The following is a 24,291-nucleotide window of genomic DNA, read 5'->3' as shown; positions in this document are numbered from 1 at the left end:
TCACCGGAGCACGAGGGAATGGCTCCCCCGGGGCACCAGCTCCCCCACCACCGGTGCTCCGGGCACCTCGCCGGCGACGAGCAGTCCGCCGGAGGTCTGGGCGTCGGCCAGCAGCAGCCGGGTGTCGCCGTCGGCGGCCCCGAAGTCGGTGTGCGGGGCGACCCAGGCGAGGTTGCGCCGGGTGCCGCCGCTGACGTACCCGTCCCGGACGGCCTTGCGTGCCCCCTCCAGACAGGGGACGGCGGCCGTGTCCACCACGGCGGTCACCCCGGAGGCACGGGCGAGCTTGTGCAGATGGCCGAGGAAGCCGAACCCGGTGACGTCGGTGGCACAGGTGGCCCCGGCGGCCAGCGCGGCCTCGGACGCCTCCCGGTTCAGGGCCGTCATCGTGGCGACGGCCTGCTCGAACCACTCGCCGGTGACCTTGTGCCGGTTGTTCAGCACGCCCACGCCCAGCGGCTTGGTCAGCGACAGCGGCAGCCCCGGCCGGCCGGCGTCGTTGCGGAGCAGCCGCGCGGGATCGGCGAATCCGGTGACGGCCATGCCGTACTTGGGTTCCGGGTCGTCGACGCTGTGTCCGCCGCCGACATGGCAGCCGGCCTCGGTGGCGACGGCCAGTCCACCGCGCAGCACCTCGCGGGCCAGCTCGAACGGAAGCCGGTCGCGCGGCCAGGCCAGCAGGTTCACGGCGAGCACCGGGCGGCCGCCCATCGCGTACACGTCCGACAGGGCGTTGGCGGCGGCGATGCGTCCCCAGTCGTAGGGGTCGTCCACGACCGGGGTGAAGAAGTCGGCCGTAGAGACGACCGCGGTTCCCCCGTGGGCGACCACGGCGGCGTCGTCACCGGTGGCGAGCCCGACGAGCAGCGGGGTGTCGCCCCCGGCCACTTCCTGGACCGTCAGCCCGGCGACCACCTCCTCCAGCTCTCCGGGCGGGATCTTGCAGGCGCAGCCGCCGCCGCGGGCGTACTGCGTGAGCCGGACGGGGGCCTGGCGGATCGGTGGGGATGTCGCTGTCATTCCGGCGGTCTCCTGGGGCGCTAGCCTGACGGGCGGTGGAGGCGTGTGGGTGCCTGGTGGCCCTCCCGGTCTTCAAATCCGAGGGGCCCGAGGATCTCGGGCCGGCGGGTTCGATTCCCGTCCGTCTCCGACATCTACCTGTACCGATGGAAATCCCGGCCAAAACACGGGCCTGACACTCCTGCCGCCCGGCACCCCGCTCGTCAGGGCTGACTGCCGCTTTTCACGATCTGTTTCGCAGGGCATCTCACCTGTGGGATCTGGCAGCACCGGCTATGAGCGGGACCTTCTTCGGACCGCAGAACTGCGCATGTGGGCCCTGCCGTTCGCCGGTTCGCCGAAGCCGCCGTTCGATCGCCGCCGTCTCGATGAGGAGGTCCGGTGAAACTCGTCTCTCGCGCCCAGTGGGGTGCCCGGCCATGGCGGGAGCCCAACGGCTCCATACCCTATGCCGGGCCACGGAAGGGAACGAAGGTCCACTACCTGGGGACCGCCTACACGTTCGGCCCACACGACACGTGTCCTGCCTATGTGCGCAAGCTGCAGGCATCCCACATGGATGTCGAGGGCTGGTCGGACATCGGCTACTCGTTCGTGGTCTGTGAGCACGGCTACGTCTTCGAGGGCCGCGGCCTGGTCCGCCGCAACAGCGCCAACGGCAACGTGCCGCTCAACGAAGCTCACTACGCCGTCGCCGCCCTGCTGGGGGCCTCGGGCTCGACGCACCCGACCCACGTGCAGCTGGACGGGCTCCGGGATGCGATCGACTACTGCCGCGCCCAAGGCCCCGCAGGCCCTGAGATCAAGGGCCACCGGGACGGCTACCCAACCGAATGCCCTGGCGGCGTCCTGTATGCCTGGGTCCGCGCCGGGGCACCCCGGCCCAACGCCCCCGCCAGTGACCGGCGGAGACTCGACGAAGGGGTAACGTGACGGCGCTCGTCGTTCCCGGCCCAGGCGCGGCACTCAGGTCGCAGGCCCCCGGGTCGCATCGCGGGTCACCCTAGGGTCAGAGAACGGGTTCGATTCCCGTCCGTCTCCGTCCGTCTCCGTTCGCCACGTCCGTACGGCAGCGGCGGTGCTGGTCGTCGACGCGCTGGGTGTACCCCCGCGCGTCCAGGAACTCCAGCAGCGGTACGGCCACCCGGCGGGTGGTGTCGAGCGCGCGCCGGGCCTCGCTGACCGTGAACGGCTGTGGCAGTGCCCGCAGTTCGGCGGCGGCCCGGGCGTCCGCGCCCGGCAGCAGGACGATCCCGTCGGCGATCCGCAGCAGGGCACCGGCCGTGATGGAGGCCGCCAACGCCCTGTGTTCCAGGCCGAGTTCGGCGAGCCGGTCGGCCTCGGGCGCGCGGAACGGCGTACGGGCAAGGTCCCGGCGTACGGCGTCCACGGCGGCGCGGACGGCCGGGGGCAGAGCGGGGCCGGGGCCGTCCGCGGCGTACAACCGGCCTTGTTTGCTGCTGAGTTGGGGTGCCGCGTCAGCCAGCGCGGCGACAAGGGCCCGGTCGGGCAGGCCGAGCAGACGGCGAGCAGCCTCGGTGGGCAGGCCCGGCTCCAGCGGATGCTCCCGCGCGTGGCGCTCGACCTCGGCGGCCAGCCGATCCATCAGCGCGGTCCAGTGCGCGTCGTCCACCAGCCAGTCCCCAGCGACCGGTTCGACGCGTGCCGAGACGCCCATCGCGACCAGGTCCGCGCGCCGGATCAGCTTGCGGCGGCGCAGTTCGCCGGCGCCGTCGGGGCGGCCGGTCAGGGCGGCGAGTTCGGCGGCGCGGGCCCGGCCGTCGCCGCGCCGGGTCAGCCGGGGCGGTCGTACGTCGAGGACGGTGACCCCGCACGGCATGCGGCTGCCGCCCGGTTCGCGCAACACCGCGCGGTCACCGACCCGCAGGGGCAGGCCCCGGGCGAGGGTGAGGCGGGCGGTGTCGTCGCCGAGCGGGCGGACGGTGACGGGTACGGCGGCAGTGCCGAGGTGCAGAGTGAGGGAGCGCGGCAGGTCGGCGACCGGCTCCCCGACGACCCGGACGTCGAGCACCTCGCTGTGCGTCCAGCGGCCCGGGGTCAGCAGCACCTGCCCCCGGCGCAGGCCGTCGGCACCGGGGCCGTGCAGGTTGACGGCCACGCGGGCCACGCCACTGACCGCCGTCCGCTCCTCGTGCAGGGTCTGCAGCCCGCGCACCCGGAGCACGGCCGAGCCGTCCCCGGTGACCAGCCGGTCGCCGGCACGCAGGGTGCCCGCGCCGAGCGTGCCGGTCACGACGGTGCCGTGCCCGCGCACGGTGAACGCCCGGTCGAGCCACAGCCGTACGTCGGCGTCCGGGTCGGGATCGGTCAACTCGTCGGCCAGCAGCTGAAGTTCGGCGCGCAGCGCATCGAGTCCGGCACCGGTGACCGCGCTCACCGCGACCGCGGGCACCTTCCCGAGTGAGGTCCGGGCCAGCCGCTCGACGGTGTCGGCGCGTACGGGTCCGGGGTCGGCGAGGTCGCTGCGGGTGATCGCGAGGACGGCATGCCGGACGCCGAGCGCGTCGAGGACCGCCAGGTGCTCCTGGGACTGGGGCTGCCAGCCCTGGTCGGCGGCGACCACGAACAGCATGGCGGGCACCGGTCCGACGCCGGCCAGCATGGTCGGCACGAAGCGTTCGTGCCCGGGTACGTCGACGAAGGCCACGTGGTCCCCGTCCGGGCCGAGCCGCGTCCACACGAAGCCCAGGTCGAGGGTGAGCCCCCGACGACGCTCCTCCGGGTGCCGGTCCGGCTCCATGCCGGTGAGGGCCCGCACCAGGGCGGACTTGCCGTGGTCGACATGACCGGCGGTGGCGAGCACCCGCATCACGCCCGCCCTTCCACGGCAGGCTGTCCTGCTACGGCGGGCCGGGCCGCACGCACGGCCCCGGTCAGCCGCTCGTCGTCCTGGTCGGGCACCGCGCGCAGATCCAGCAGACAGCGGCCCGACTCCAGCCGTCCGACGACGGGGACCGGGCCGGTGCGCAGCGCGACGGCGTACGGCTCCGGCAGGGACACCGCCGCGCTGGGCAGGGTGACTCCGGGGGCGCCTCCGCCACCGACGGTGGCCGCGCACGCGACGGCCCGTGCGTCGACGCCGTCGGCGACGAGGCTCGCGGCGATCCGGTCGGCGCGGGCACACAGTTCGGCCAGGTCTGCGGTGAGGGCGCGGGCGGTCGGGGTGGGCGGGCCGGTGAGGGTGGCCTCCAGCGCAGCGAGGGTCAGTTTGTCGACGCGCAGCGCGCGGGCCAGCGGGTGCCGGGCGAGGGCGTGGACCAGGTCCCGGTCGCCGAGCAGCAGTCCGCACTGCGGGCCGCCGAGCAGTTTGTCGCCGCTCGCGGTGACGAGCGAAGCGCCCGCGCGCAACTCGGTGTCGGCGTCGGGTTCCTCGGGCAGCGCCGGATGCGGGGCGAGCAGTCCGGAGCCGATGTCGACGACGACCGGGACGCCGAGAGCGGCGAGTTCCGCGGTCCCGGCGGACCGGGTGAAGCCGGTGACACGGAAGTTGGACGGATGCACCTTGAGCACGAAGGCGGTGTCCGGGCCGAGGACGGCGGCGTGGTCGGCGGCGGTCGTGCGGTTGGTCGTACCGACCTCGCGGAGCCGGGCGCCGGTCGAGACGAGCAGGTCGGGCAGCCGGAAGCCGTCGCCGATCTCCACCAGCTCGCCCCGGCTGACGACGATCTCCTTGCCGGCCGCGAGCGCGGTGGCGGCGAGGAGGAGCGCGGCGGCGCCGTTGTTGACGACGTGCACGGCGTCGGCGCGGGGCACACGTGCGCGCAGGGCGGCGAGGGCGGAGCGGCCACGGCGGGCGCGGGCACCGGTCGCCAGGTCCAGTTCGACGTCCGTGGGCCCGGCGGCCTCCTGAACGGCCTGCCGAGCGGCGGCCGACAGCGGGGCCCGGCCGAGGTTGGTGTGCAACAGCACCCCAGTGGCGTTGATCACCGGGCACAGGCCGCTCGCGCTGTCGCGCAACAGCGCGAAGGCCGTCTCCGCCACCTGCTCGGGGGAGACGGTGCCCGCGCGGGCCCGCTCCTGCGCCGCACGTACGGCGGCCTTCACCGCTCCGGCGCCGAGCCGGTCCACCGCCACGGCCAGCCGGGGGTCACGCAACAGGTGGTCGGTGCGCGGGATGCGACGTCGTACGTCGATGGCGTCGGGCAACGGTACGACAGCGCCGTCGGGCCGCCCCGTGCGCCCGGAGCGGGTCCGGTCCGCCCCGGTCCGCCGGTCCGCCGTGCTCGCCGTCCGCTGCTCCATGCCGCGTCTGTCCCTCCGGTCCGGACCTCGCTCCTTCCGGGCACCGCCCATCGTCTCCCAGCACCGCTGACCTGGACTCCGACACACCGGAAGAGGCGGTGAGGTCGGCAGCACGCGGGGCCCCGCACCCGGCCGTCGCCGACGAGTCACCGGGGCCCGGTGGGCCGGATCTGGTCATCGTCGGTGCCGTCAGTGCCGTCGATGTCCTTGGTGGTCTTGGTGGTCTTGATGGTCTTGGTGGTCTTGGTGTCGCCGGTGTCCGGCAGTGGCCGGGGCGGTGGGGAATCGCCCGTGGTGAGGTGTTCCAGTACCTCGACCAGTTCCTGGCAGGCCTTCTCCACCGAGCTGCGGGTGTTGCGCTGCTCGGTGATCAACGCGGACAGCAGCAGGGCGGTCAGGGCCATCGAGCCGTTGAACGTCTGGAGCTTCGCCATGATCTCGATCCGGCTCAGTCCGGCGAAGGCCCCGACGCCGTCCGTCGCGGCGACGGTGGCCAGCACGGACGTCAGCAGCGCGCACAGCACACTGCCCTCAAGCTGGAACCGCAGGGCGGCCCAGATGAGGAGCGGGTAGACGAGGTAGAGCATGCTGATCGAGCTGTACACGGCCACCGGCACGAGACAGCAGGCCACGACGGTCAGCGCAACCGCTTCCGGCCAGCGGGCCAGCGACGGCGGCCAGCGCGCGCCGTGCAGCAACAGCAGCAGCGGGGTGACGAGCAGGACGCCCATGGCATCGCCCACCCACCAGGCCAGCCAGACGGGATAGAAGCTGTCCGCGCCCAGCTTGCCCGTGAGGACGAGAAGGCCGACGGCGGCGGTCGAGCTGATCAGCATCGCGGTCAGCGCGCCGAGGAACACCAGGGCGACGCCGTCCCGTAACCGGCTGAGGTCGGTGTGGAAGCGAGCCCGGCGCAGCAGGAGGACCGCGGCCACCGGTGCGCCGGTCTGGGCGGCGAGAGTGCCGAGCACATCGAGGCGGGGGGCGGTGAGGTACATCACGGTGAGAAAGGCGCCGATCGTGATGCCGGGCCAGCAGCGCAGGCCCAGGATCAGCAGCGCGGCGACCGCGACGCCGGTCGGCGGCCAGATGGGGCTGACGACGGCCCCCTCCACGGTGAGTCCGCGCAGGAGCCCGAGCCGGGCGACGGCGTAGTAGCAGGCCGCGACGGCCAGTACCTGGACGGCGTAGCCGCCCGGCCGGCGCAGTTCCTCGATACCCACCACAGCAGCCATCTCACACCGGCGGCCCCGGGTCGGCGAGGCGAGACCCGCTGCTGTCCGGCCCTATGGCTGAATCGGCGATCGGGCGGGCCCGGTCACGGGTGGCCTGCGGGATCGTCCAGGCCGACGACGAGGACGGCCGCGTCGTCCTCGTGGCCGACGCTCTCGGCGCACTTGATCACAGCGGCGGCCAGCGCATGGGCCTCCAGGCCGGCGACGGCGGCGATGCCGGCGAGACGTACCACCTGATCCAGGCCGTCCTCGATGTTCAGCGAGGGGCCCTCGACCACGCCGTCGGTGACCAGGACGAACACTCCGCCCGTGGTGAGCCGGTGCCGGCTCACGGGGAAGCCCATGCCCTCGTCGATGCCGAGCGGCGGCCCTCCCTCGTCGTCGACGACGCCGGACTTGCCCTCTGCCGTGGCCCACACGAACGGGATGTGGCCGGCCCGGGCGCTCTCCAGCACTCCGGTGGCCGGGTCGAGGCGCATGAAGGTGCAGGTGGCGAAGAGTTCGGTGCCCAGCGAGAGCAGCAGGTCGTTGGTGCGGGCGAGCAGTTCGCCCGGCTCGCCGGTCACGGAGGCGAGGGCGCGCAGTCCGGCGCGCACCTGGCCCATGAAGGCGGCGGCCTCGATGTTGTGCCCCTGTACGTCACCGATGGACAGCCCGATCCGCCCGTCGGGCAGGGCGAACGCGTCGTACCAGTCGCCGCCGACGTTGAGCCCGAGGTTGGCCGGTGCGTAGCGGACGGCGAGGTGCAGGCCGGGCGCGGTGGGCAGGTCACGGGGCAGCATGCCGCGCTGCAGGGCGATGGCCAGTTCGACCTGGGTGCGCTGCAGCACCGCGCGCTCGCGTGCCTGGGCGGTGAGCGAACCGAGTCTGGCCAGCAGCTCGTCGCCTTCGTCCGTGGAGCGCTTGCGGGCCATCGATCACTTCCGACGGGGCGGTGGCCTGCGATGACCTGCCGCCTGCATGTTCAGCAAACGCCTAGATTTTACCTATTTCATAGGATCCCGCCCCATGAGCAGGCACACGGGCGGGCGGCGGTACGGCTCCGGTCCCGCGTCGAAAACCCGGTGGCACGCACCCGCGCTCGCACGTTAACGTGCCGCCCATGTCCAGTCCCGAGGCATCCAGGCGCTAGCCACCGGCCGTCCGGTGGCGTTCTCGTCGTACCCCTCTACGCCACCACCGGACCGCCGTCCCGCGCGCTGTGGCCCGCGCCCTCGGCTGGATGTCGCTTCCGACTGCACTCACCGGTCGTGTCCTTCGCGGGTCCGCGTTCACGCTGCCCGTCCACGACACGGTGTGTGGAGTCCTGATGCCTTTCGCTCTCTATCTGCTCGCCCTGGCCGTCTTCGCCCAGAGCACATCCGAGTTCATGCTGTCCGGGCTGCTGCCGGACATCGCCCGGGACCTCGGGGTCTCGGTCCCCGCCGCGGGCACGCTCACGTCCGCCTTCGCCCTTGGCATGATCGCGGGAGCGCCGCTGATGGCGCTGCTGGGCCGCCGCCGGCCGAGGCGGCAGGCCCTGCTGGTGTTCCTGAGCGTGTTCCTGCTGGTCCATGTCGTCGGCGCGCTGACCGACGACTTCGGTGTGCTGCTGGCCACACGCGTGCTCGCGGCGCTGGCCCATGCCGGCTTCCTGGCCATCGGGCTGACGGCGGCGACCGGCATGGTCGCACCGGACGCCAAGGGCCGGGCCACCTCGGTCCTGCTGGGCGGCACCACGCTGGCCTGTGTGGTGGGCGTGCCCGCCGGTGCCGGGCTCGGGCACCTGTTCGGCTGGCGGTCGGCGTTCTGGGCGGTGGCCCTGCTGTCCGCGCCCGCGCTGGCGGCGATCGCCCGGTCGGTGCCGGGCGACCGGGCCGAGCCGGCCGGTGCCGGCCCCGGCGTGCGCGCGGAGCTGCGGGTGCTGCGCCGGCCCCGGCTGCTGGTGACGCTCGCTCTCGCCGCGCTCGTGAACGGCGCGACGTTCTGCACGTTCACCTACCTCGCGCCGCTTGCCACGGAGGTGACCGGGCTCGGTGCCGCGTGGGTGCCGGGTGTGCTGGCCCTGTTCGGCGTCGGCGCGTTCGCCGGGGTGACGTGGGCGGGCCGGCTGGCGGACCGGCGCCCGCTGCCGGTCCTGGCGGCGGGAGGGGCAGCGCTGCTCATCGGCTGGCTGCTGCTCGCCCTGGGCGCCGGGAACGCCGTGGCGACCCTCCTGCTGGTGCCGGTGCTGGGTGCCCTGGCGTTCGGGGTCGGTTCGACGCTGATCACGCGGGTGCTGTACGAGGCGGTGGACGCCCCGTCCCTCGCGGGTGCGTTCGCGACGTCGGCGCTGAATGTCGGCGCCGCCCTGGGTCCGGTCCTGGGCGGCGCGGCGCTCGACGGCGGGCTCGGCTACCGGGCGCCGGTCTGGGTCAGCGCCCTGCTGGTGGGCGCGGCGCCGGCCGCCCTGGGCTTCGTGCGCCGGGGCGGCCGGGAGCGGCAGGTCGGGTGACGTGCCGGTGGTGGCTTACAGCGGGGAGCGGGCCACCACCGCAACATAGGCGCCGAACAGCAGGGACACGATGGTGAGGCCGGTGTAGACGATCACGACGTGGGCCGGCCGGACCCGCCAGGTCCGGGTCAGCGCGCGGGCCATGGGGATGAGGAGCGGGAAGGCGGGCAGCAGGAACCGCGGCTTGGAGGAGAAGGAGCCGGAGCCGCCGACCACGAGCAGGATCAGGACGCCCGCGAAGACCACCAGGGCCAGCGGGGCGCGTTCGAGGCAGAGCAGGGCGAAGAGCAGCACTCCGGCCGCGACTATGACCAGGGCCGCCGGGTAGACGACGCCTCCGCCGTGCAGCAGCAGGCCCTTCAGGAAGCGCGCCGAGCCGAGACCGAAGTCGAACTTGGAGTCCCAGGCGCTCTGCACCTTGAAGTAGCCGCCGAGCAGGTCCCCCGTCTGCCCGCCGACCCAGAGCACATAGCCGAGCCAGCCCAGCGGGGCGATGACGGCACCGGCCCACAGGCTCACCGGGACACGGCCGCGCTGCTGCCACGCCTCGTGGGCGGCGGCGAGGGAGACGGCCAGCGCGATCGCGAAGCCGCTCGGCCGGGACAGCCCGGCCAGCGCGGCCAGTGTCCCGGCCCACAGCCAGCGGCGCTTGAGTACGAAGTAGAGGGACCAGATGGCAAGCGCGGCGAACAGGGACTCGGTGTAGGCGATGGTCAGCTCGACCGCGTGCGGCAGAGCGGCCCACAGGGCGACCAGTGCGGTGGCGACGCCGCGCCCGTAGAGGTGGTGGCCGATGACGTACACGCCGTAGGCCGCCACGCCCGCGGCGATCCAGGAGATGAGCAGTGCGGCCATGCCGGGGCTGAGTGGCAGGACCGTGCTCAGTGCCCTGATGAGTCCGGGATACAGGGGGAAGAACGCCCAGTCGCTCTGGACGGCGCCCTGCGGGGTGATCCAGATGCGGTGGCCGTAGCCCTGGGCGGCGATGTGCAGATACCAGCGGGAGTCCCATGAGTGGGCGAAGCTCTTGACCAGCGGATGGCCGCGGACCGCGTTGGTGAGGATCACCACGAGGATCCCGGCGACGCGTACGGCCGCGAACAGGGCGAGGGCCCGTAGCGCCCCCTCGGGGACACCGCGCCGGGCGATCCGGGAAAGGACCGGGCGTCGGAGGGTGGCGGACGGGGCGGCCGACTCGGGCCGGGGAACGGAAGAGGTGCTCACTCTTTTGACCTTGGGCACGCCAGGTAAGACGTGCAAATCGCGACCCGGGTTTCTTACGCACTTCCACCCCGATTCAGGAATCAGTCAAGGAATAGGTGCAAATCCCTTACCCCCTGCCCCACGGATGGAGCAGCTGAGGGGTGCGGTTAGCATATGAGCGCTCCCTAGCTCGAAAGATGGATCAGTGACTGTCAACGACGACTCGTTCACCAACTGGAAGATCCGCGAGGAGATCGCGGAGTCGATGATCCCGCTCATCGGGAAGCTGCACCGCGAGCGGGACGTGACCGTCCTGCTGCACAGCCGCTCCTTGGTGAACAAGTCGGTGGTCAGCATCCTCAAGACGCACCGCTTCGCCCGGCAGATCGCCGGCGCGGAGCTGTCGGTCACCGAGACGATGCCGTTCCTGCAGGCCCTGACCGCCCTCGACCTCGGGCCCTCGCAGATCGACCTCGGCATGCTCGCCACCACCTACCAGGCCGACGACCGCGGCCTGAGTGTGGCGGAATTCACGGCCGAGGCCGTCGCCGGAGCCACCGGCGCCAACAAGATCGAGCGCCGTGAGCCGCGCGACGTCGTCCTCTACGGCTTCGGCCGCATCGGCCGGCTCGTCGCCCGTCTGCTGATCGAGAAGGCCGGCTCCGGCAACGGCCTCATGCTGCGCGCCATCGTGGTGCGCGGCGGCGGCGGCCGGGCCGCCGAGGACCTCGTCAAGCGCGCCTCGCTGCTGCGCCGTGACTCCATCCACGGCCAGTTCCAGGGCACGATCACCGTCGACGAGGCCAGCAGCACGATCGTCGCCAACGGCAACGCCATCAAGGTGATCTACGCCGACGACCCGTCGCACGTGGACTACACCGAGTACGGCATCCGGGACGCCATCCTCATCGACAACACCGGCAAGTGGCGCGACCGCGAGGGCCTGTCCCAGCACCTGCGCCCCGGTATCGAGAAGGTCGTCCTGACCGCGCCGGGCAAGGGTGACGTCCCGAACATCGTGCATGGCGTCAACCACGACACCGTGAAGCCGGACGAGCAGATCCTGTCCTGCGCCTCCTGCACCACCAACGCGATCGTCCCGCCGCTGAAGGCGATGGACGACGAGTACGGCGTGCTGCGCGGCCACGTGGAGACCGTCCACTCGTTCACCAACGACCAGAACCTGCTGGACAACTACCACAAGTCCGAGCGCCGCGGCCGCTCCGCGCCGCTCAACATGGTGATCACCGAGACGGGTGCCGCCTCCGCGGTCGCCAAGGCGCTGCCGGACCTCAAGGCGAAGATCAGCGGCAGCTCGATCCGCGTGCCCGTGCCGGACGTGTCGATCGCGATCCTGAACCTGCAGCTGGCCCGCGAGGCCACCCGCGAGGAGGTCCACGACTACCTGCGCGAGGTCTCGCTGACCTCGCCGCTCAAGCGCCAGATCGACTTCATCACGGCGCCCGACGCGGTCTCCAGCGACTTCATCGGCTCGCGCCACGCCTCGATCGTGGACGCCGGCGCCCTCAAGGTCGACGGCGACAACGCGATCCTCTACCTCTGGTACGACAACGAGTTCGGCTACTCCTGCCAGGTCGTGCGGGTCGTCCAGCATGTGTCGGGTGTCGAGTACCCAACGTTCCCGGCCACTGCGGTCTGACGACTTCTCGTGGTAGGCCGCGGCCGCCGACCGGGGTTTCCGGTCGGCGGCCGTCGTGCTGCGGCGCGTGCGCCCAGACCCTGACGGGACTCAGGCCCTGGCGGGGGTCAGGCCCTGGCGTGCTTGGCGCAGGAGCCCGCGGCGCACGCCGTGAGCCACTGGTCGAAGCCGGCGTCGTACCGGGTGCCGATGCCGTCGTGGTAGACGGCGTATCCGCCGGCGTAGTCACCGACGCGGAAGCGGGCGAGCATGTTCTGGATGTCGTCGGGGTGGTTCTCGGCCATGTAGCGCACGGCGAGGTAGCCCCACGGGTAGGTGCGGATCGTGTCGCTGTTGTCGTAGGTGTTCTCGAAGAGGGTGCTCAGCTTGTACGTGTGCTTGGCCGCCTCCTGGGTCGCCTGGTCGTCGGCGATGCCCCGGTAGCTGTAGGACACGTACTCGGCGAGGCCCTCGATCCACCACACGTCGGGCACCGAGATCTGCTGGTCGAAGGGGCCCTTCATGTCGTCACGGCCGTCGAGGAAGTGCGTGTACTCGTGGTTGAGGTTCCAGATCCGGGCCGTGAAGCCGTCGTCGGAGTCCTTCTGGTACATGATCGACGTGGCGTGGTTGCCGGGGTCGGACGGGTTGCCGTCGAGCGTGATGCCGCCGTTGTCGGTGCTCACGCCCCAGATCGCGCCGGCGTAGGTCTGGTAGTCGGCGCGGCTGGCGAAGACCACGAGCTGGATGGTGGAGACGTACTGGCCGGGTATCGCGCCGTCGGCCTTCACCAGCCCGCGGAAGTAGGCGTCCTGGTGCAGCACGCTGGCGCAGACCGCGTCGAGGTCGGCGTCCGTGAGGTCCTGGGCGAGGATGGTGTGGTCCGCGTCGCAGGAGTGGGTGATCGGCAGGGCGGCGGCGGTGAGCTTGGCGGGCAGGTCGCAGACGTCGTAGTACCCGCAGTCAGTGCCGTCGTAGGCGTTGGCCTGCGTGGCGACGGCCACCCAGAGCGCGGCCGTCGGGCCGGTGATCGCGGACTGGTCCAGCAGGTCCTTGGCGAGAGGCTTGACGGTCGCCTGGAGCTCCGGGTGCTCGACGTAACGGGCCAGGTTCATCCCTGCGTTGGAGTCCAGGAAGGCATTGCCGGTGCCGAGCAGGTCCGTGTGGTCCAGGGCGAACTCGTGCAGGGTGTCGGTGATCGACGGGTCCGCGACGACCGCCTTGACGTAGTCGGGGTTCCAATTGCCGCGCCACAGCGGGGTGTAGACGTCGTTGATCGCCCTGACCATGCTGTCCACGGAGTCGTACGAACTGTCGTAGGCGCTCAACAACCGCTCGTAGACGGGGAGATAGCGGCCCTGGAGGTCGGCGCTGTCGGTGAGGATGAGCGTCTCGCCGAGGATGTCGCCGTTCACCGCCGTCACGTCGTTCGAGTGCGACCGGGCGAAGAACGCGTCCAGGCCCGCCCTGACGGCCGTGGTGAGGCGGGTACTGTACTGGCCCACGTCTCCGGGGTGGTTGAACTGCACGTAGTAGCCGGCCCGCAGGAAGAGGACCAGCTGTTCCAGGCCGCCGGAGTTGTCGCCGCGGTACTGCCCGGCCGTGCGCGTGAAGGCGTCCGAGATGGTGAGCATCTGGGACTGCTGGAAGATGTTGTGCGCGTCCGAGCCGGTGACCGCGAAGAGGGTGTTGACGCAGTCCGTGGTCGAGGCCTGCACGAAGGACACGAGGGCGGAGCCGCTGCGGCTGCCGAAGTCGGCCGGGGCGCAGGAGGCCGCCTTGGCCGCCCTTCGGGCCGGTTGGGCCGACAGGGGCTGCAGGGGCGGGAGTTGAGCCGGGTTGAGCCGCCGGGCCTGGGTCGCGGGGCGCTCGGTGACGGCGGTGGTCGCACCGGTCGGCGACGGCACCGACAGGTGCTTGCGGGGCGCGGGGGCGGCACCGGTGTGCGGCTGCGGCGCCGCCTGCGCGGGCATGGACAGCAGCCCGGCCAGGGTGACACAGACGGCCGCGGCGCCGGCCATGCGTCCGGTCGTACGGGGGAGCGGGCGACCGGGTGTGCGTCTGGGCAGCGCGAAGCGATAGCGCATCTGGATTCCTCCACGAAGGGATGCGCCTCGGTGGGGTGCTGAGGCGTGTGAGGCAGGGTCTCAGCGGCCCGCCCGCCTCAACAATGCCGTGTGACATAGCACATGCCACTGGATACTCATAACATCCCGGCGCACCTTTGACACATCGTCATGACTCAACACCCGTTCATTTACTGGTAATTGGGCGCCGGGCGACGCGCTACGCCCCGGTGACGCTCCAGGTGCGTGAGGCCCAGGCCCGCAGGTGAGGGGCCTGGGCGACGAGATCGCGGTAGGCGGAGTTGGCGGACTGGGACAGAGCCTCCACGACTTCCCCGGTGACGGCATCAGGCCGCCAGACCAGCACATAACGGCACCACAGCGGGGAACCGACCAGCGGCTTGACCACGACATGCGGAATCGGCCGCAGCGTCGGCTGGACGAGGGACACCCCCAGACCGTCGGCGATCATGCTCTGCAGCTGGTTCTGGTCGCCCAGGAACTCATGGACGGTGACCGGGGTGAACCCGGCCGCCGCACAGGCGTCGTAGAACACGCCGGGCCAGCCGGCCCCGTCGTCCGGGGTCACGAACCAGGCGTCCTCGGCCAGGTCGGCGAGGTGCACCTGGGCGCACTGCCGTAGCCGGTGCCGGGAGGGCAGGGCGACGAACGTCGGTTCCGTCACGATCCCGCGGTGCCGCACCGCGTCCGAGTGGCGCAGCTCCATACCCGGATAGTCGGCGGCGATGGCCGCGTCCACCGCGCCCTCCTCCAGCAGCTCCACGATCCGCGAGGAGGCGTAGACGCTGGTGACCGCGACGGACAGTTCCGGCAGCCGGGTGCGGACCCGGGAGACGGTGCCGGACAGCATGGGCGAGTTGGTCGCCGCGACGCGCAGGGTACGGCGGGCTCGTGCGGCGGCCGGGCGGTGGCCGATGGCGTCGGCGCGGGTCAGCACGTCGCGGGCCTGGGCGACGACCTCGGCGCCGTAGCGGGTGGGCCGTACTCCGCTCGTGCCGCGTTCGAAGAGGGGCTCGCCCAAGTGGCGCTCGATGCGCCGTAGTTGGGTGCTCACGGCGGGCTGCGAGTAGCCGAGCTGTGCCGCGGCGCGGCCCACGCTGCCGGCGTCGGCGATCGCGCACAGCACCCGCAGGTGCCGCAGCTCCAGCTCCATCGCGCCACTCCCCGTCTCGGTCCACGGCCGGTTCCGGAGGGGCCGTTCGCCGCTCCGGCAAAACCGGTGCTCACAGGCACCGCCGACCGTGGTCGCGGCCGGCGGACCGAAGCGTCGCACTGTGCCGCCCCCGACACAAGTCGCAGGTCCGCCGACCTCGGAGGCCGGTTGCGTTGCGGGACGGTGCCTTGTGGGGCGGTGGTTTGCGGCGCGGTGGCTCGCAGCGCCGTGCCCTGCGAGGCCGTGCCCTGCGGAGCCGTGCCCTGCGGAGCCGTGCCCTGCGGAGCCGTGCCCTGCGGAGCCGTGCCCTGCGGAGCGCGGAGCCTGAGCAGGTCCGTCCGCCGCATTGACTCCGCGCCCGCAAGGGTTCCGCGCCCGCCTCGGCTTCCGCACATGCGCCGCCTTCCGGACCCCATCAGCACCCGAGCACCCATCACCTCCCACACCCGCATCACCTCCCGTGCCCGCATCGCCTCCCGTACCCGGCTTCGGCTTCCTGGCCCTGCATCGGCTTCCATGCCGGTATCCGCACGTCCGGCCCCTTCCGTTCGCCCCCCACTGGTGCCTGAGCCACTCGCACGCGGCTCATCCGCGCCGGGCGAGCAGGACCGCCTCGGGGCCGGTCCCCGTTCGCGCGCCCCGACCGGGCGGGACCTCGGGTCCGCGTAGGTGCCGACCCGACGCCGTACGCGCCCCGACCGATGCCGACCAGCCGTCGTCTCAGTGCCGGCCCAGTACCTCAGCGACCCGGATGAAACCGTCCCTGCCGTGGCCGAGGCCAATGGTGCGGCGAGCCAGGCCTTCCACCGCGCGCATCACGCCCGCGTCGATGCCGTGGGCCTCGGAGACATCGATGACGTGGGCCATGGTCGAGGCGGCCGAGGTGAGGGGGTTGATCTCCCCGGAGTAGGTGCCGTCGTCGGCGTCCTGTGCGAACTCCGCGAACAGCGGGGGCAGGATCGCGCCGATGCCCTGCGCGAAAGGTGCGAGTTCCCCGGCGGTGACTCCCTCGGCCCGGGCGATCGCGACGGCGTGCGCATAGCCCGCCATCGCCGTCCAGAAGAGGTCGAGCAGCGCGACGTCGAAGGTGGCGGCGCGTCCGATCTCCTCGCCGAGGTGCGTGTGACTGCCGCCCAATGCCTCCAGCACGGTCCGGTACTCCTCGTACAGGGCGCGCGGTCCGCTGTGCAGGAAGACGGCCTCGGGTGTTCCGATGCTGGGGGCGGGGGTCATGATCGCGCCGTCCAGGTAGCGGATGCCGTGGTCGGCCGCCCAGTCCGCGGTGCTGCGGGCTCGGTGCGGGGTGTCGGCGGTGAGGCTCACGACGGTACGGCCCTTGAGGGCGCGGGTGACGGGCTCGGGGCGCAGGAGGGCGTCGACGGCGTCGTGGTTCACCACACAGACCACGATCAGGTCACCGGCCGCGACGGCCTCCTCGGCCGATCCGGCGCCGGCCGCGCCCTGCTCGATCAGCTCCCGGTCCTTGCCCGGGGTGCGGTTCCAGACCGTGGTCCGCAGCCCCGCCTTCAGGAACGCGCCGGCCAGCGAGCGGCCCATCGGGCCGAGCCCGAGCACGGTGACGGCAGGAAGATTCGTGGACGTGGACATGTTTCAACTCCCGTATAGGTAAGACAAGGTGGCCGTACGGCCTGCTGGGGAACAGAGGACACCGATGACACGCAGCCGCGCCCAGGATCCGGACGTCTGCGGAGTGACCGCCGCGATCGCCGTGATCGACGGCAAGTGGAAGACGTCCCTGCTGTGGCTGCTGGAGTCCGGCCCGCACCGGCCCGCCGAACTACGGCGCCGGCTACCGGGGTTGAGCGAGAAGGTACTGACTCAGGCGCTGCGCGAGATGGAGGAGGACGGCCTGGTGCACCGGAAGGTGTACGACGTGCTGCCGCCGAAGACGGAGTACACGCTGACCCGCTTCGGCCAAGACCTGTCCGAGGCCCTGGGCCCTGTGTCCGACTGGGGACACCGCCGCCTGCAACGGCTCCGCGCACCCGGTACGACGCCCTGACACACCGCCACGGTCACCTCCTCTCCCCCGGTCGTCGCCTTGCCCCTGACCTCGAGAAACAGCCTCTCCTGTCCGGCTACGGCCGCCAAGTACGCACAAAAAGGTGGGTATGCGGGAACGACCTGACCGAAGTCCCCGTCAGTACGCTCGCGCCAGGATGGCCACGTTGCCCGGCTGGTCGTCGCTTTCCGGGACCGTGCCGTCCGGGGTGACCAGGCAGCGTACCGAGACGCCCTGCTCGGCGAGGCCGGCCTCGCCCTCGGGGCCGAGTGTCGCCCAGGGGATGCGGGCCCAGCCGGTGCTCGCGGCCTCCGCGGCCTCCTCAATGGTGGTCGTCTCGACCGTGCGGTCCTCGCGGCGCCGACGGGACTGTGCGAGCAGCAGCGCCTGGTCGTCCTGCAGCACCCCGGGCAGCAGCGCGGCCAGCGCCTCGGTGGCGACCGGCTCCTTCGTGCCCGGGACACGGCGGACCAGCACGGCGGTGCGGTTCTTCAGGTCGCGCGGTCCCACCTCGATGCGTACCGGCACACCCTTCAGCTCCCAGTCGACCGCGCGCCGGCCGAACGGCACGTCCGTGCGGTCGTCGACCTGGACGCGCACCCCCGCCGCCGTCAGCCGCGCGCCGATCGCACGGACCTCGGCCAGCACCTCCGGGTCTCCCTTGACGGCGACGACCACCGCCTGCACCGGGGCCAGCCGGGGCGGCACGCGCAGCCCGTCGTCGTCCCCGTGCATCATCACCAGCGCGCCGACCATACGGGTGGTCGAGCCCCAGGAGGTCTGCCAGACGTACTCCTGCCGGCCGTCCTGCGACAGGTACCGCGTATGGAAGGCCTTGGCGAAGTTCTGGCCCAGCTCATGGCTGGTGCCCAGTTGGAGGGCCTTGCCGTCGCCCATCATGCCCTCCAGGGTGAGCGTGTTGATCGCACCGGCGAACCGCTCCCGTACCGTCTTGCGTCCCGGTACGACGTCCATGGCGAGGACGTTCTCCATGAAGTCGGCGTACACCTCGCGGTGGATACGCGCCGCGTAGTCGCGGGCGTCCTCGTAGCTGGCATGGGCGGTGTGCCCCTCCTGCCACAGGAACTCCGTTGTCCGCAGGAAGACACGCGGGCGCAGCTCCCAGCGCACCACGTTCGCCCACTGGTTGATCAGCAGCGGCAGGTCGCGGTAGCTCTGCACCCACTTCGAGAAGTATGCGTTGACGATCGTCTCAGAGGTGGGGCGGACCACGACGGGCTCCTCCAGCTCCTTGCCGCCGCCGTGGGTGACGACGGCCAGCTCGGGAGCGAAGCCCTCGACGTGCTCGGCCTCCTTCGTCAGATACGACTGCGGGATGAAGAGCGGGAAGTAGGCGTTCTGCGCGCCCGCGTCCTTGATCCGGGCGTCCAACTCCCGCTGCATCCGCTCCCACAGGCCGTACCCGTACGGTCGGATGACCATGGTGCCGCGCACCGGGCCGTTGTCGGCCAGCTCCGCCTTGGCGATCAGATCCTGGTACCAGCGCGGGAAGTCGTCCGCCCGGGGTGTGAGCACAGGTGCCTTTGCCATGGCGGGCAGGCTAGGGCGACCGGTCGCCGGTGCGCGAACCAATTCCCGCCCTCTTCACCCACCCGTGGAGCACCGTCACCGGCGGCTGCGGCCTCCGATGGGCTGGAACAGCTGGGACTGCTACGGCACGACCGTCACCGAGGACGAGGTGCTCGCCAACGCCGTGTTCCTGCGGGATCGCCTCCTCCCCCACGGCTGGGATACGGGGGCGGTGGGCATCCAGTGGTACGCGCCGGCGGCATGGGCCCGGCCCGACGCCGAGGCGCTGACCTGCGTGGCCGGCTACCCCGCCCCCTACATCACTCCACCATTTGCCCTTTGCCTAAAAGCTTTAGGAAGGCCCATAATCTATTTTGGCAGATGGGAGAAGAGCATGGTGCGCGCAGGCCTGTCCACCGGGCGTCTCGTCCGGGCCGGTGCCGAGCTGGCCGACGAGGTCGGCTTCGAGCAGGTGACCGTGTCCGCGCTGGCCCGGCGGTTCGACGTCAAGGTCGCGAGCCTGTACTCGCACCTGAAGAACTCCCAGGACCTCAAGACCCGGATCGCGTTGCTGGCGTTGGAGGAGCTGGCCGACCGCGCCGCCGACGCGCTCGCCGGCCGGGCCGGCAAGGACGCCCTCACCGCGTTCGCCGACGTGTACCGCGACTACGCCCGCGAGCATCCCGGCCGCTACGCGGCGACCCGTCACCCGCTGGATGCCGAGGCGGCGGCCGCGAGCGCGGGCGGCCGGCACGCGCAGATGACCCGCGCGATCCTGCGCGGCTACGACCTGGCCGAACCCGAACAGACCCACGCGGTCCGGCTCCTCGGCAGCGTCTTCCACGGCTACGTCGGCCTGGAGCTGGCCGGCGGATTCAGCCACAGCGCCCCCGACTCCCAGGAGTCCTGGACCCGGATCCTGGACGCCCTCGACTCCCTGCTGCGCGACTGGCCCACCCCCTGACCCTCTTCGACCCCTTCGAAACGCAGGCCGACACCATGCACACCATCCCGCTGACCCCCGACCTCCTGCGCGGCGCGCTGGACGTGGAACGCACCGGGCACGGACTGCTGCCGCACCGGCTGCCCGCCCGCGCCCGCGCACAGTGCGCCGACCCGCAGCTGGCCCTGGCGGAGTCCCAGCCCTCCGGCGTACGGCTGGTCTTCCGCACCCGTGCGACCACCATCGAGCTGGACACCCTGCCGACCAAGCGGGTCTACGTCGGCGCTCCGCCCCGTCCGGAGGGCTGCTACGACCTGATCGTCGACGGCCGTCCGGCCGGCAGCGGCCTAGTCGCCGGCGGCCACACGCTCACCATCGACCTGGCCACCGGCACCGCCGCGCACCGGCCGGGCCCCGTCGGCACCCTGCGCTTCAGCGGGCTGCCCGGCACCGTCAAGGACGTGGAGATCTGGCTGCCGCACAACGAGACGACCGAGCTGGTCGCGCTGCGCACCGACGCACCCGTGGAGCCCGTACCGGACCGGGGCCGCACGGTGTGGCTGCACCACGGCAGTTCGATCAGCCACGGCTCCGACGCCGCGAGCCCGACCACCACCTGGCCGGCGCTCGCCGCGTCCCTCGGCGGGGCGGAACTGATCAATCTGGGGCTGGGCGGCAGCGCGCTGCTCGACCCGTTCACCGCGCGCGCACTGCGCGACACGCCCACCGACCTGATCAGCGTCAAGCTCGGCATCAACGTGGTCAACGCCGATCTGATGCGGCTGCGCGCGTTCGGGCCCGCGGTGCACGGCTTCCTCGACACCATCCGTGACGGGCACCCCGACATCCCGCTGCTCGTCGTCTCGCCGATCCTGTGCCCGATGCACGAGGACACGCCGGGCCCCACCCTCATGGACGTCTCCGCCCTGCACGAGGGGCGACTGCTGTTCCGGGCGACCGGGGATCCGGCGGAGCAGGCGAGCGGGAAACTCACCCTGGGCGTCATCCGGGAGGAGCTGGCCCGGATCGTGCGCGCGCGAGCGGCCGAGGACCCGCACCTGCACTACCTCGACGGGCGTGAGCTGTACGGCGCGGCCGACTCCGGCGAACTGCCGCTGCCCGACGGCATCCACCCGGACGCCGCCGCGCACCGCCGCATCGGCGAGCGGTTCGCGGCGCGCGCGTTCGCTCCGGGCGGGCCCTTCGCGGAGGGCGCCGCCTGAGCCGTACGGGCTCGGCTCACCCGGCCCGTACGGGTCGGCTCACTCCAGGTGGGCGTAGACCACGAGGTTGTTGGTGTAGTCCTTCGCCGCCTTGTCGTACGGCCCCGCACAGGTGATCAGCCGGACCTCGGCGCGCTGGGCGTCGCCGAAGACGCGGTTGCTGGGGAAGTTGTCCTTGGCGTAGGTCTCGGCGTCGTCCACGACGAAGTCGGCATCGCGTCCGTCGGCGCGCTGCACCGTGAACTCGTCGCCCGCGGTCAGGTCGTCGAGGTTGGCGAAGACGGCCGGGGAGGTCGTCGTGTCCAGGTGCCCGGCGATGATCGCGGTGCCGATCTCCCCGGGCGAGACACCCTCGGAGTACCAGCCGACGAGGTTGGTGTCACCGGCCGGTGGCGGCTTGAGCGTACCCGAGGCGTCCATGGCCAGGGTGGTGAAGGGGGCGTCCACGGAGATCTTGGGGATGAGCAGGCGGGTCGGTTCGGATCTGGGCAGTTCGTTGACCACCTCGTGCTCTTGCGGTTGGGCTTTGAACGGGGTGCTCCCGCCCGTGTGATGGGTACGCTGCGGCGCGTGGGCCCGGGAGACCCGCGGTGTGTCGTCCGAGCCGTGGTGGCCGCCGAACACGCTGACGAAGAGGAGGACGATCGCCGCGCCCCACAGCGTCAGCCGCCCACGGCCGGAACTCCGCCCGCCCTCCGGCGGTTCCGCGGGGGTCTGGGGGGAGGGATCTGCTGCCATCGGACACCACCTCACTTGGGCACGGCAGCACGGGGATCAGGACAGGGGCGCCGGTCACGCGGCCGACGCGCAAGGAGTGACGTACAGGGCGCCGGTGCGCGGGGACCCGGCGCGGAGGGGTACGTACGGGCGGGGCGGCCGCGGGGGCCGCCCGGCTGGGCGGGCCGCCGACGCGGTGGGCGCGTCGACGGCAGCCGCAGCCTCTGGAAGGAGTGTCAGTTCAGGACGGCTGGCCGGCCCTCTTGCGGCGCAGCACGTACATGCCGCCCGCTCCTAGCGCCAGGACGGCCAGGCCGCCCGCGGTGACGCTCGGCGCAGCGAGCGCGCCGCCACCCGTGTGCATACCGCCGTGCGGACGCTCGCGTTCGTCGCCCCGGCCGCGCTCGTCACCACGCCCGTGGTCCTCGCCACGTCCATGGTCCTCACCGCGCCCGTGGTCGTCGTCCCCGTGCTCGTCACCACGCCCGTGGTCCTCGTCATGGCCCGAGCCCCACTCGTCGCTGCGCAGCATCGCGAGCGCGCCGCCACCGGTGTGCACACCACCACGCGGCTTGCCGTGCTCATCACCGCCGCCCTTGCCACGGTCCTCACCACGCCCGTGGTCCTCACCACGCCCATGGTCCTCATCCCCGCGGTCGTCGCCCTTGCCGTGGTCCTCACCACGCCCGTGGTCCTCACCACGCCCGTGGTCCTCACCACGCCCGTGGTCCTCGTCCCCGCGGTCGTCGCCCTTGCCGTGGTCCTCACCACGCCCATGGTCGTCGTCCCCGCGCTCGTCACCACGCCCGTGGTCGTCATCCCCGCGGTCGTCGCTGCGCAGCATCGCGAGCGCACCGCCACCGGTGTGCACACCACCACGCGGCTTGCCGTGCTCATCACCGCCGCCCTTGCCACGGTCCTCACCACGCCCGTGGTCCTCACCACGCCCGTGGTCCTCGTCCCCGCGGTCGTCGCCCTTGCCGTGGTCCTCACCACGCCCATGGTCGTCGTCCCCGCGCTCGTCACCACGCCCGTGGTCGTCGTCAGAACCCCGGTCGTCACTCCGCACCAGGGTCAGCGCTCCGCCACCCGTGTGCATTCCGCCGCGCGGCTCGTCGTGTCCGCGGCCGTTGTCGTGGTTGTTTCCGTGATCATTGTCGTGGTCGCGGCCCGAGTCGTCGCGGCCGTGGTCGTCGCCGGAACCACGGTCATGGTCCCGGCTGTAAGAGGAGTTGTCACGGCCTCCGTCGTCACCCGCGGGAACGGCGAGCGCCGCACTGGGAACCGCGAAGGCGAGAGCGGCGGTTGCTGCCGCCGAGGCCAGTAGCATGCGGGCAGATCGCATAGCGAAGTCCTTCCGTCGTGGCCGGGCAGCGGATACCTCATCAGCTGAATGGACCCGGCCTCGACATGAACCACCGTCAGCGAGCGCGCAAGCTCCCACCATCCGAGCCACCCAGCCGGGTCATCGAGCCACCCGTCTGTCCCAGTGATCGCGCCCCGCATGCCATCTTCCGGGCGAATCTCCCGGCGTGGCGCCCCCACACACAGCCCTGAGTGGCCTACGTCACACTTTCTGGTGACAGCCCGCCGTGCGACCCGGCCCCGGGCCCGGCAACTCCCCCTAGGGTCCCCTCAGTTGCCACCAACGGCAGTTCTCGCATACAGCTTTCTCTTGCCAGAAATATGCAACAAGCTGGTGCGGTCCTGCCCCCTCCCCGGAACGGGCTCGACAGCTGCCGGAGTGGCCGCGCGCAGTCCGCTCATCCGGCACTACGGCGGGCACCGGGCGGGGAGCGGGTGGCGTCCGCCTTCTGACGCACACTCGCATGCACAGTCACCCCTCTTGTTATGACCGGCGTCATAACGCAGTCTGGTGCCGACAGTACGGCAGGCCGACGTGGTGGAGGAAGCGGTGGCGGACGGATGGGCGCGGGCCCTGTGGGAGCGGTACGAGCCGGTGCACGATCTCGTGTACTTCGCACCGGAGGTCCGCCGAACCGCGGCAACGCTCGGGATGCGCGGCTACTGGATGGGGTACTTCGCGCTGCGCGCCGCACCACTCGGCGCGGTCCCCGCGTCCGTCGTGACGAGTTCTTTCTACGTCTTCCACCCCGCCCGGGTTGAACGGGCTCTGCCGGACGCCTGGGCGTACGCGACCCCAGCCGCTGTACTGGCCGCCCGTCTGGACGCCCTGGACGCGGCGATGAACGGCCTGTTCGGACCGGACGTCGTCGGCTCGGCCGAGTTCGCCGAGGCCGCCGACCTCGCCTGGGAGGCCGCCGCGGGTGCGGACACCGCGGGCCGGGTGCTGGCCGCCGCCAACCAGGCGCTGGCACGCCCGGACCGGCCCACCGCCCGGTTGTGGCAGGGCCTGACGACGCTGCGCGAGCACCGCGGCGACTCGCATGTCGCGGTGCTGGTGGGTCAGGGGCTCGGGCCGGTCGAGGCCATGGTGCTCAAGGCGGCGTCCGGCGAGTCCGACGGGGCGTTTCTGCGGGAGACCCGCAAGTGGGACCGGGCGGACTGGGACGCGGCCACGGCACGGCTGCGCCGGCGTGGGCTGCTCGCGGCCGACGGGGCGCTCACCCCGGCCGGGGCGGCCGTACGCACGGAGGTGGAGGCGCTGACGGACGCGGCGGCCGAAGGCCCCTGGACCGCGCTCGGCGCCGACCGCGCCTCGCGGCTCGCCGGTCTGCTGGACCCACTGGCTCACCTGGTCGAGGGCTCGGGCCTGCTGCCCCCGGGCAATCCGGTGGGACTGACCCGGGGCTCGTAGCCG

General features: G+C 72.1%; 21 protein-coding genes and 1 tRNA gene. 9 read left to right on the top strand and 13 right to left on the bottom strand.

Annotation, left to right across the window (positions count from 1 at the left end; translation table 11 throughout):
* Complete coding sequence (gene selD, locus AB5L52_RS41460; RefSeq protein WP_369368309.1) at positions 1–1,020, bottom strand: selenide, water dikinase SelD; 1,020 nt, start codon at positions 1,018–1,020, stop codon at positions 1–3.
* Positions 1,021–1,057: 37 nt separating this feature from the next.
* Between selD and AB5L52_RS41455 the strand changes: the two genes are divergently transcribed.
* Together AB5L52_RS41455 and AB5L52_RS41450 are read left to right on the top strand one after the other, a co-directional pair.
* Positions 1,058–1,150: transfer RNA gene (locus AB5L52_RS41455), tRNA-Sec, on the top strand.
* 251 nt (positions 1,151–1,401) lie between these two features.
* Positions 1,402–1,953 (top strand): peptidoglycan recognition family protein, encoded by a 552-nt coding sequence (locus tag AB5L52_RS41450; protein ID WP_369368308.1) that lies wholly within the window; start codon positions 1,402–1,404, stop codon positions 1,951–1,953.
* A gap of 76 nt (positions 1,954–2,029) precedes the next feature.
* Here AB5L52_RS41450 and AB5L52_RS41445 read toward each other — a convergent pair whose 3' ends face one another.
* From AB5L52_RS41445 to AB5L52_RS41430, 4 genes are all read right to left on the bottom strand, one after another.
* On the bottom strand, positions 2,030–3,850 hold the full coding sequence (locus tag AB5L52_RS41445; RefSeq protein ID WP_369368307.1) for a SelB C-terminal domain-containing protein: 1,821 nt from the start codon (positions 3,848–3,850) through the stop codon (positions 2,030–2,032).
* Positions 3,850–5,283 carry an L-seryl-tRNA(Sec) selenium transferase gene (gene selA / locus AB5L52_RS41440; RefSeq protein WP_369368306.1) on the bottom strand — a complete coding sequence of 478 codons (1,434 nt, stop codon included), beginning with the start codon at positions 5,281–5,283 and terminating at the stop codon, positions 3,850–3,852. The genes AB5L52_RS41445 and selA overlap by 1 nt, the downstream gene beginning before the upstream one ends.
* Before the next feature lie 146 nt (positions 5,284–5,429).
* Entirely contained in the window at positions 5,430–6,518 is a 1,089-nt protein-coding gene (locus tag AB5L52_RS41435; RefSeq protein WP_369368305.1) for an MASE1 domain-containing protein, read from the bottom strand.
* Positions 6,519–6,601: 83 nt separating this feature from the next.
* Positions 6,602–7,432, bottom strand: a complete 831-nt coding sequence (locus AB5L52_RS41430) for a PP2C family protein-serine/threonine phosphatase (protein ID WP_369368304.1) — start codon at positions 7,430–7,432, stop codon at positions 6,602–6,604.
* Between the two features lie 395 nt (positions 7,433–7,827).
* On the opposite strand from AB5L52_RS41430, the gene AB5L52_RS41425 reads away from it, so the two are divergent.
* Entirely contained in the window at positions 7,828–8,991 is a 1,164-nt protein-coding gene (locus AB5L52_RS41425) for a Cmx/CmrA family chloramphenicol efflux MFS transporter (RefSeq protein WP_369368303.1), read from the top strand.
* 15 nt (positions 8,992–9,006) lie between these two features.
* On the opposite strand, the gene AB5L52_RS41420 is transcribed toward AB5L52_RS41425, so the two are convergent.
* A complete protein-coding gene (locus AB5L52_RS41420; protein WP_369368302.1) occupies positions 9,007–10,215 on the bottom strand; it encodes a hypothetical protein in 1,209 nt (402 codons plus the stop codon).
* A gap of 184 nt (positions 10,216–10,399) precedes the next feature.
* On the opposite strand from AB5L52_RS41420, the gene AB5L52_RS41415 reads away from it, so the two are divergent.
* Positions 10,400–11,854, top strand: a complete 1,455-nt coding sequence (locus AB5L52_RS41415; protein ID WP_351023195.1) for a glyceraldehyde-3-phosphate dehydrogenase — start codon at positions 10,400–10,402, stop codon at positions 11,852–11,854.
* A gap of 107 nt (positions 11,855–11,961) precedes the next feature.
* Here AB5L52_RS41415 and AB5L52_RS41410 read toward each other — a convergent pair whose 3' ends face one another.
* The 4 genes from AB5L52_RS41410 to AB5L52_RS41395 all read right to left on the bottom strand — a co-directional run bounded on the left by AB5L52_RS41410 (position 11,962) and on the right by AB5L52_RS41395 (position 16,681).
* Positions 11,962–13,920, bottom strand: coding sequence for a collagenase (locus AB5L52_RS41410; protein WP_369368301.1), 1,959 nt, complete (start codon positions 13,918–13,920; stop codon positions 11,962–11,964).
* A gap of 199 nt (positions 13,921–14,119) precedes the next feature.
* Positions 14,120–15,073 (bottom strand): LysR family transcriptional regulator, encoded by a 954-nt coding sequence (locus AB5L52_RS41405; protein ID WP_351569944.1) that lies wholly within the window; start codon positions 15,071–15,073, stop codon positions 14,120–14,122.
* Positions 15,074–15,143: 70 nt separating this feature from the next.
* Entirely contained in the window at positions 15,144–15,437 is a 294-nt protein-coding gene (locus tag AB5L52_RS41400) for a pentapeptide repeat-containing protein (protein ID WP_369368300.1), read from the bottom strand.
* 356 nt (positions 15,438–15,793) lie between these two features.
* A complete protein-coding gene (locus AB5L52_RS41395; protein ID WP_369368299.1) occupies positions 15,794–16,681 on the bottom strand; it encodes an NAD(P)-dependent oxidoreductase in 888 nt (295 codons plus the stop codon).
* Positions 16,682–16,745: 64 nt separating this feature from the next.
* Between AB5L52_RS41395 and AB5L52_RS41390 the strand changes: the two genes are divergently transcribed.
* Positions 16,746–17,096 (top strand): helix-turn-helix domain-containing protein, encoded by a 351-nt coding sequence (locus AB5L52_RS41390; protein ID WP_351023181.1) that lies wholly within the window; start codon positions 16,746–16,748, stop codon positions 17,094–17,096.
* Positions 17,097–17,234: 138 nt separating this feature from the next.
* On the opposite strand, the gene proS is transcribed toward AB5L52_RS41390, so the two are convergent.
* Positions 17,235–18,647, bottom strand: coding sequence for a proline--tRNA ligase (proS, locus tag AB5L52_RS41385; protein WP_351569935.1), 1,413 nt, complete (start codon positions 18,645–18,647; stop codon positions 17,235–17,237).
* A gap of 373 nt (positions 18,648–19,020) precedes the next feature.
* Between proS and AB5L52_RS41380 the strand changes: the two genes are divergently transcribed.
* Both AB5L52_RS41380 and AB5L52_RS41375 read left to right on the top strand, forming a co-directional pair.
* Positions 19,021–19,590 carry a WHG domain-containing protein gene (locus tag AB5L52_RS41380; RefSeq protein ID WP_351023174.1) on the top strand — a complete coding sequence of 190 codons (570 nt, stop codon included), beginning with the start codon at positions 19,021–19,023 and terminating at the stop codon, positions 19,588–19,590.
* A 35-nt stretch (positions 19,591–19,625) separates the two neighbouring features.
* A complete protein-coding gene (locus tag AB5L52_RS41375; RefSeq protein ID WP_369368298.1) occupies positions 19,626–20,792 on the top strand; it encodes a GDSL-type esterase/lipase family protein in 1,167 nt (388 codons plus the stop codon).
* A gap of 39 nt (positions 20,793–20,831) precedes the next feature.
* Here AB5L52_RS41375 and AB5L52_RS41370 read toward each other — a convergent pair whose 3' ends face one another.
* Together AB5L52_RS41370 and AB5L52_RS41365 are read right to left on the bottom strand one after the other, a co-directional pair.
* Entirely contained in the window at positions 20,832–21,530 is a 699-nt protein-coding gene (locus AB5L52_RS41370) for a class F sortase (RefSeq protein WP_351023168.1), read from the bottom strand.
* Between the two features lie 220 nt (positions 21,531–21,750).
* The gene (locus AB5L52_RS41365) at positions 21,751–21,873 is read right to left on the bottom strand and encodes a hypothetical protein (RefSeq protein WP_351023165.1); all 123 of its coding nucleotides are present in this window, start codon (positions 21,871–21,873) and stop codon (positions 21,751–21,753) included.
* Positions 21,874–21,879: 6 nt separating this feature from the next.
* Between AB5L52_RS41365 and AB5L52_RS41360 the strand changes: the two genes are divergently transcribed.
* Positions 21,880–22,836 (top strand): hypothetical protein, encoded by a 957-nt coding sequence (locus AB5L52_RS41360; RefSeq protein ID WP_369368297.1) that lies wholly within the window; start codon positions 21,880–21,882, stop codon positions 22,834–22,836.
* Positions 22,837–23,385: 549 nt separating this feature from the next.
* Positions 23,386–24,288 (top strand): hypothetical protein, encoded by a 903-nt coding sequence (locus tag AB5L52_RS41355; RefSeq protein ID WP_369368296.1) that lies wholly within the window; start codon positions 23,386–23,388, stop codon positions 24,286–24,288.
* The last annotated feature ends 3 nt before the right edge of the window (positions 24,289–24,291 follow it).

The sequence above is a fragment of the Streptomyces sp. CG4 genome (assembly GCF_041080655.1).
Lineage (GTDB): Bacteria > Actinomycetota > Actinomycetes > Streptomycetales > Streptomycetaceae > Streptomyces.
Note: the sequence above shows the minus strand (reverse complement) of the source record. Positions and strands in the feature narration are given on the sequence as shown.

Coding starts and splice junctions, on each gene's coding strand:
- AB5L52_RS41390 (WP_351023181.1), top strand. CDS start 16,746: ATGACACGCAGCCGCGCCCAGGATCCGGACGTCTGCGGAGTGACCGCC.
- AB5L52_RS41425 (WP_369368303.1), top strand. CDS start 7,828: ATGCCTTTCGCTCTCTATCTGCTCGCCCTGGCCGTCTTCGCCCAGAGC.
- selD (WP_369368309.1), bottom strand. CDS start 1,020: ATGACAGCGACATCCCCACCGATCCGCCAGGCCCCCGTCCGGCTCACG.
- AB5L52_RS41410 (WP_369368301.1), bottom strand. CDS start 13,920: ATGCGCTATCGCTTCGCGCTGCCCAGACGCACACCCGGTCGCCCGCTC.
- AB5L52_RS41435 (WP_369368305.1), bottom strand. CDS start 6,518: ATGGCTGCTGTGGTGGGTATCGAGGAACTGCGCCGGCCGGGCGGCTAC.
- AB5L52_RS41365 (WP_351023165.1), bottom strand. CDS start 21,873: ATGCACACGGGTGGCGGCGCGCTCGCTGCGCCGAGCGTCACCGCGGGC.
- AB5L52_RS41370 (WP_351023168.1), bottom strand. CDS start 21,530: ATGGCAGCAGATCCCTCCCCCCAGACCCCCGCGGAACCGCCGGAGGGC.
- AB5L52_RS41405 (WP_351569944.1), bottom strand. CDS start 15,073: ATGGAGCTGGAGCTGCGGCACCTGCGGGTGCTGTGCGCGATCGCCGAC.
- AB5L52_RS41430 (WP_369368304.1), bottom strand. CDS start 7,432: ATGGCCCGCAAGCGCTCCACGGACGAAGGCGACGAGCTGCTGGCCAGA.
- selA (WP_369368306.1), bottom strand. CDS start 5,283: ATGGAGCAGCGGACGGCGAGCACGGCGGACCGGCGGACCGGGGCGGAC.
- AB5L52_RS41445 (WP_369368307.1), bottom strand. CDS start 3,850: ATGCGGGTGCTCGCCACCGCCGGTCATGTCGACCACGGCAAGTCCGCC.
- AB5L52_RS41375 (WP_369368298.1), top strand. CDS start 19,626: ATGCACACCATCCCGCTGACCCCCGACCTCCTGCGCGGCGCGCTGGAC.
- AB5L52_RS41395 (WP_369368299.1), bottom strand. CDS start 16,681: ATGTCCACGTCCACGAATCTTCCTGCCGTCACCGTGCTCGGGCTCGGC.
- AB5L52_RS41380 (WP_351023174.1), top strand. CDS start 19,021: ATGGTGCGCGCAGGCCTGTCCACCGGGCGTCTCGTCCGGGCCGGTGCC.
- proS (WP_351569935.1), bottom strand. CDS start 18,647: ATGGCAAAGGCACCTGTGCTCACACCCCGGGCGGACGACTTCCCGCGC.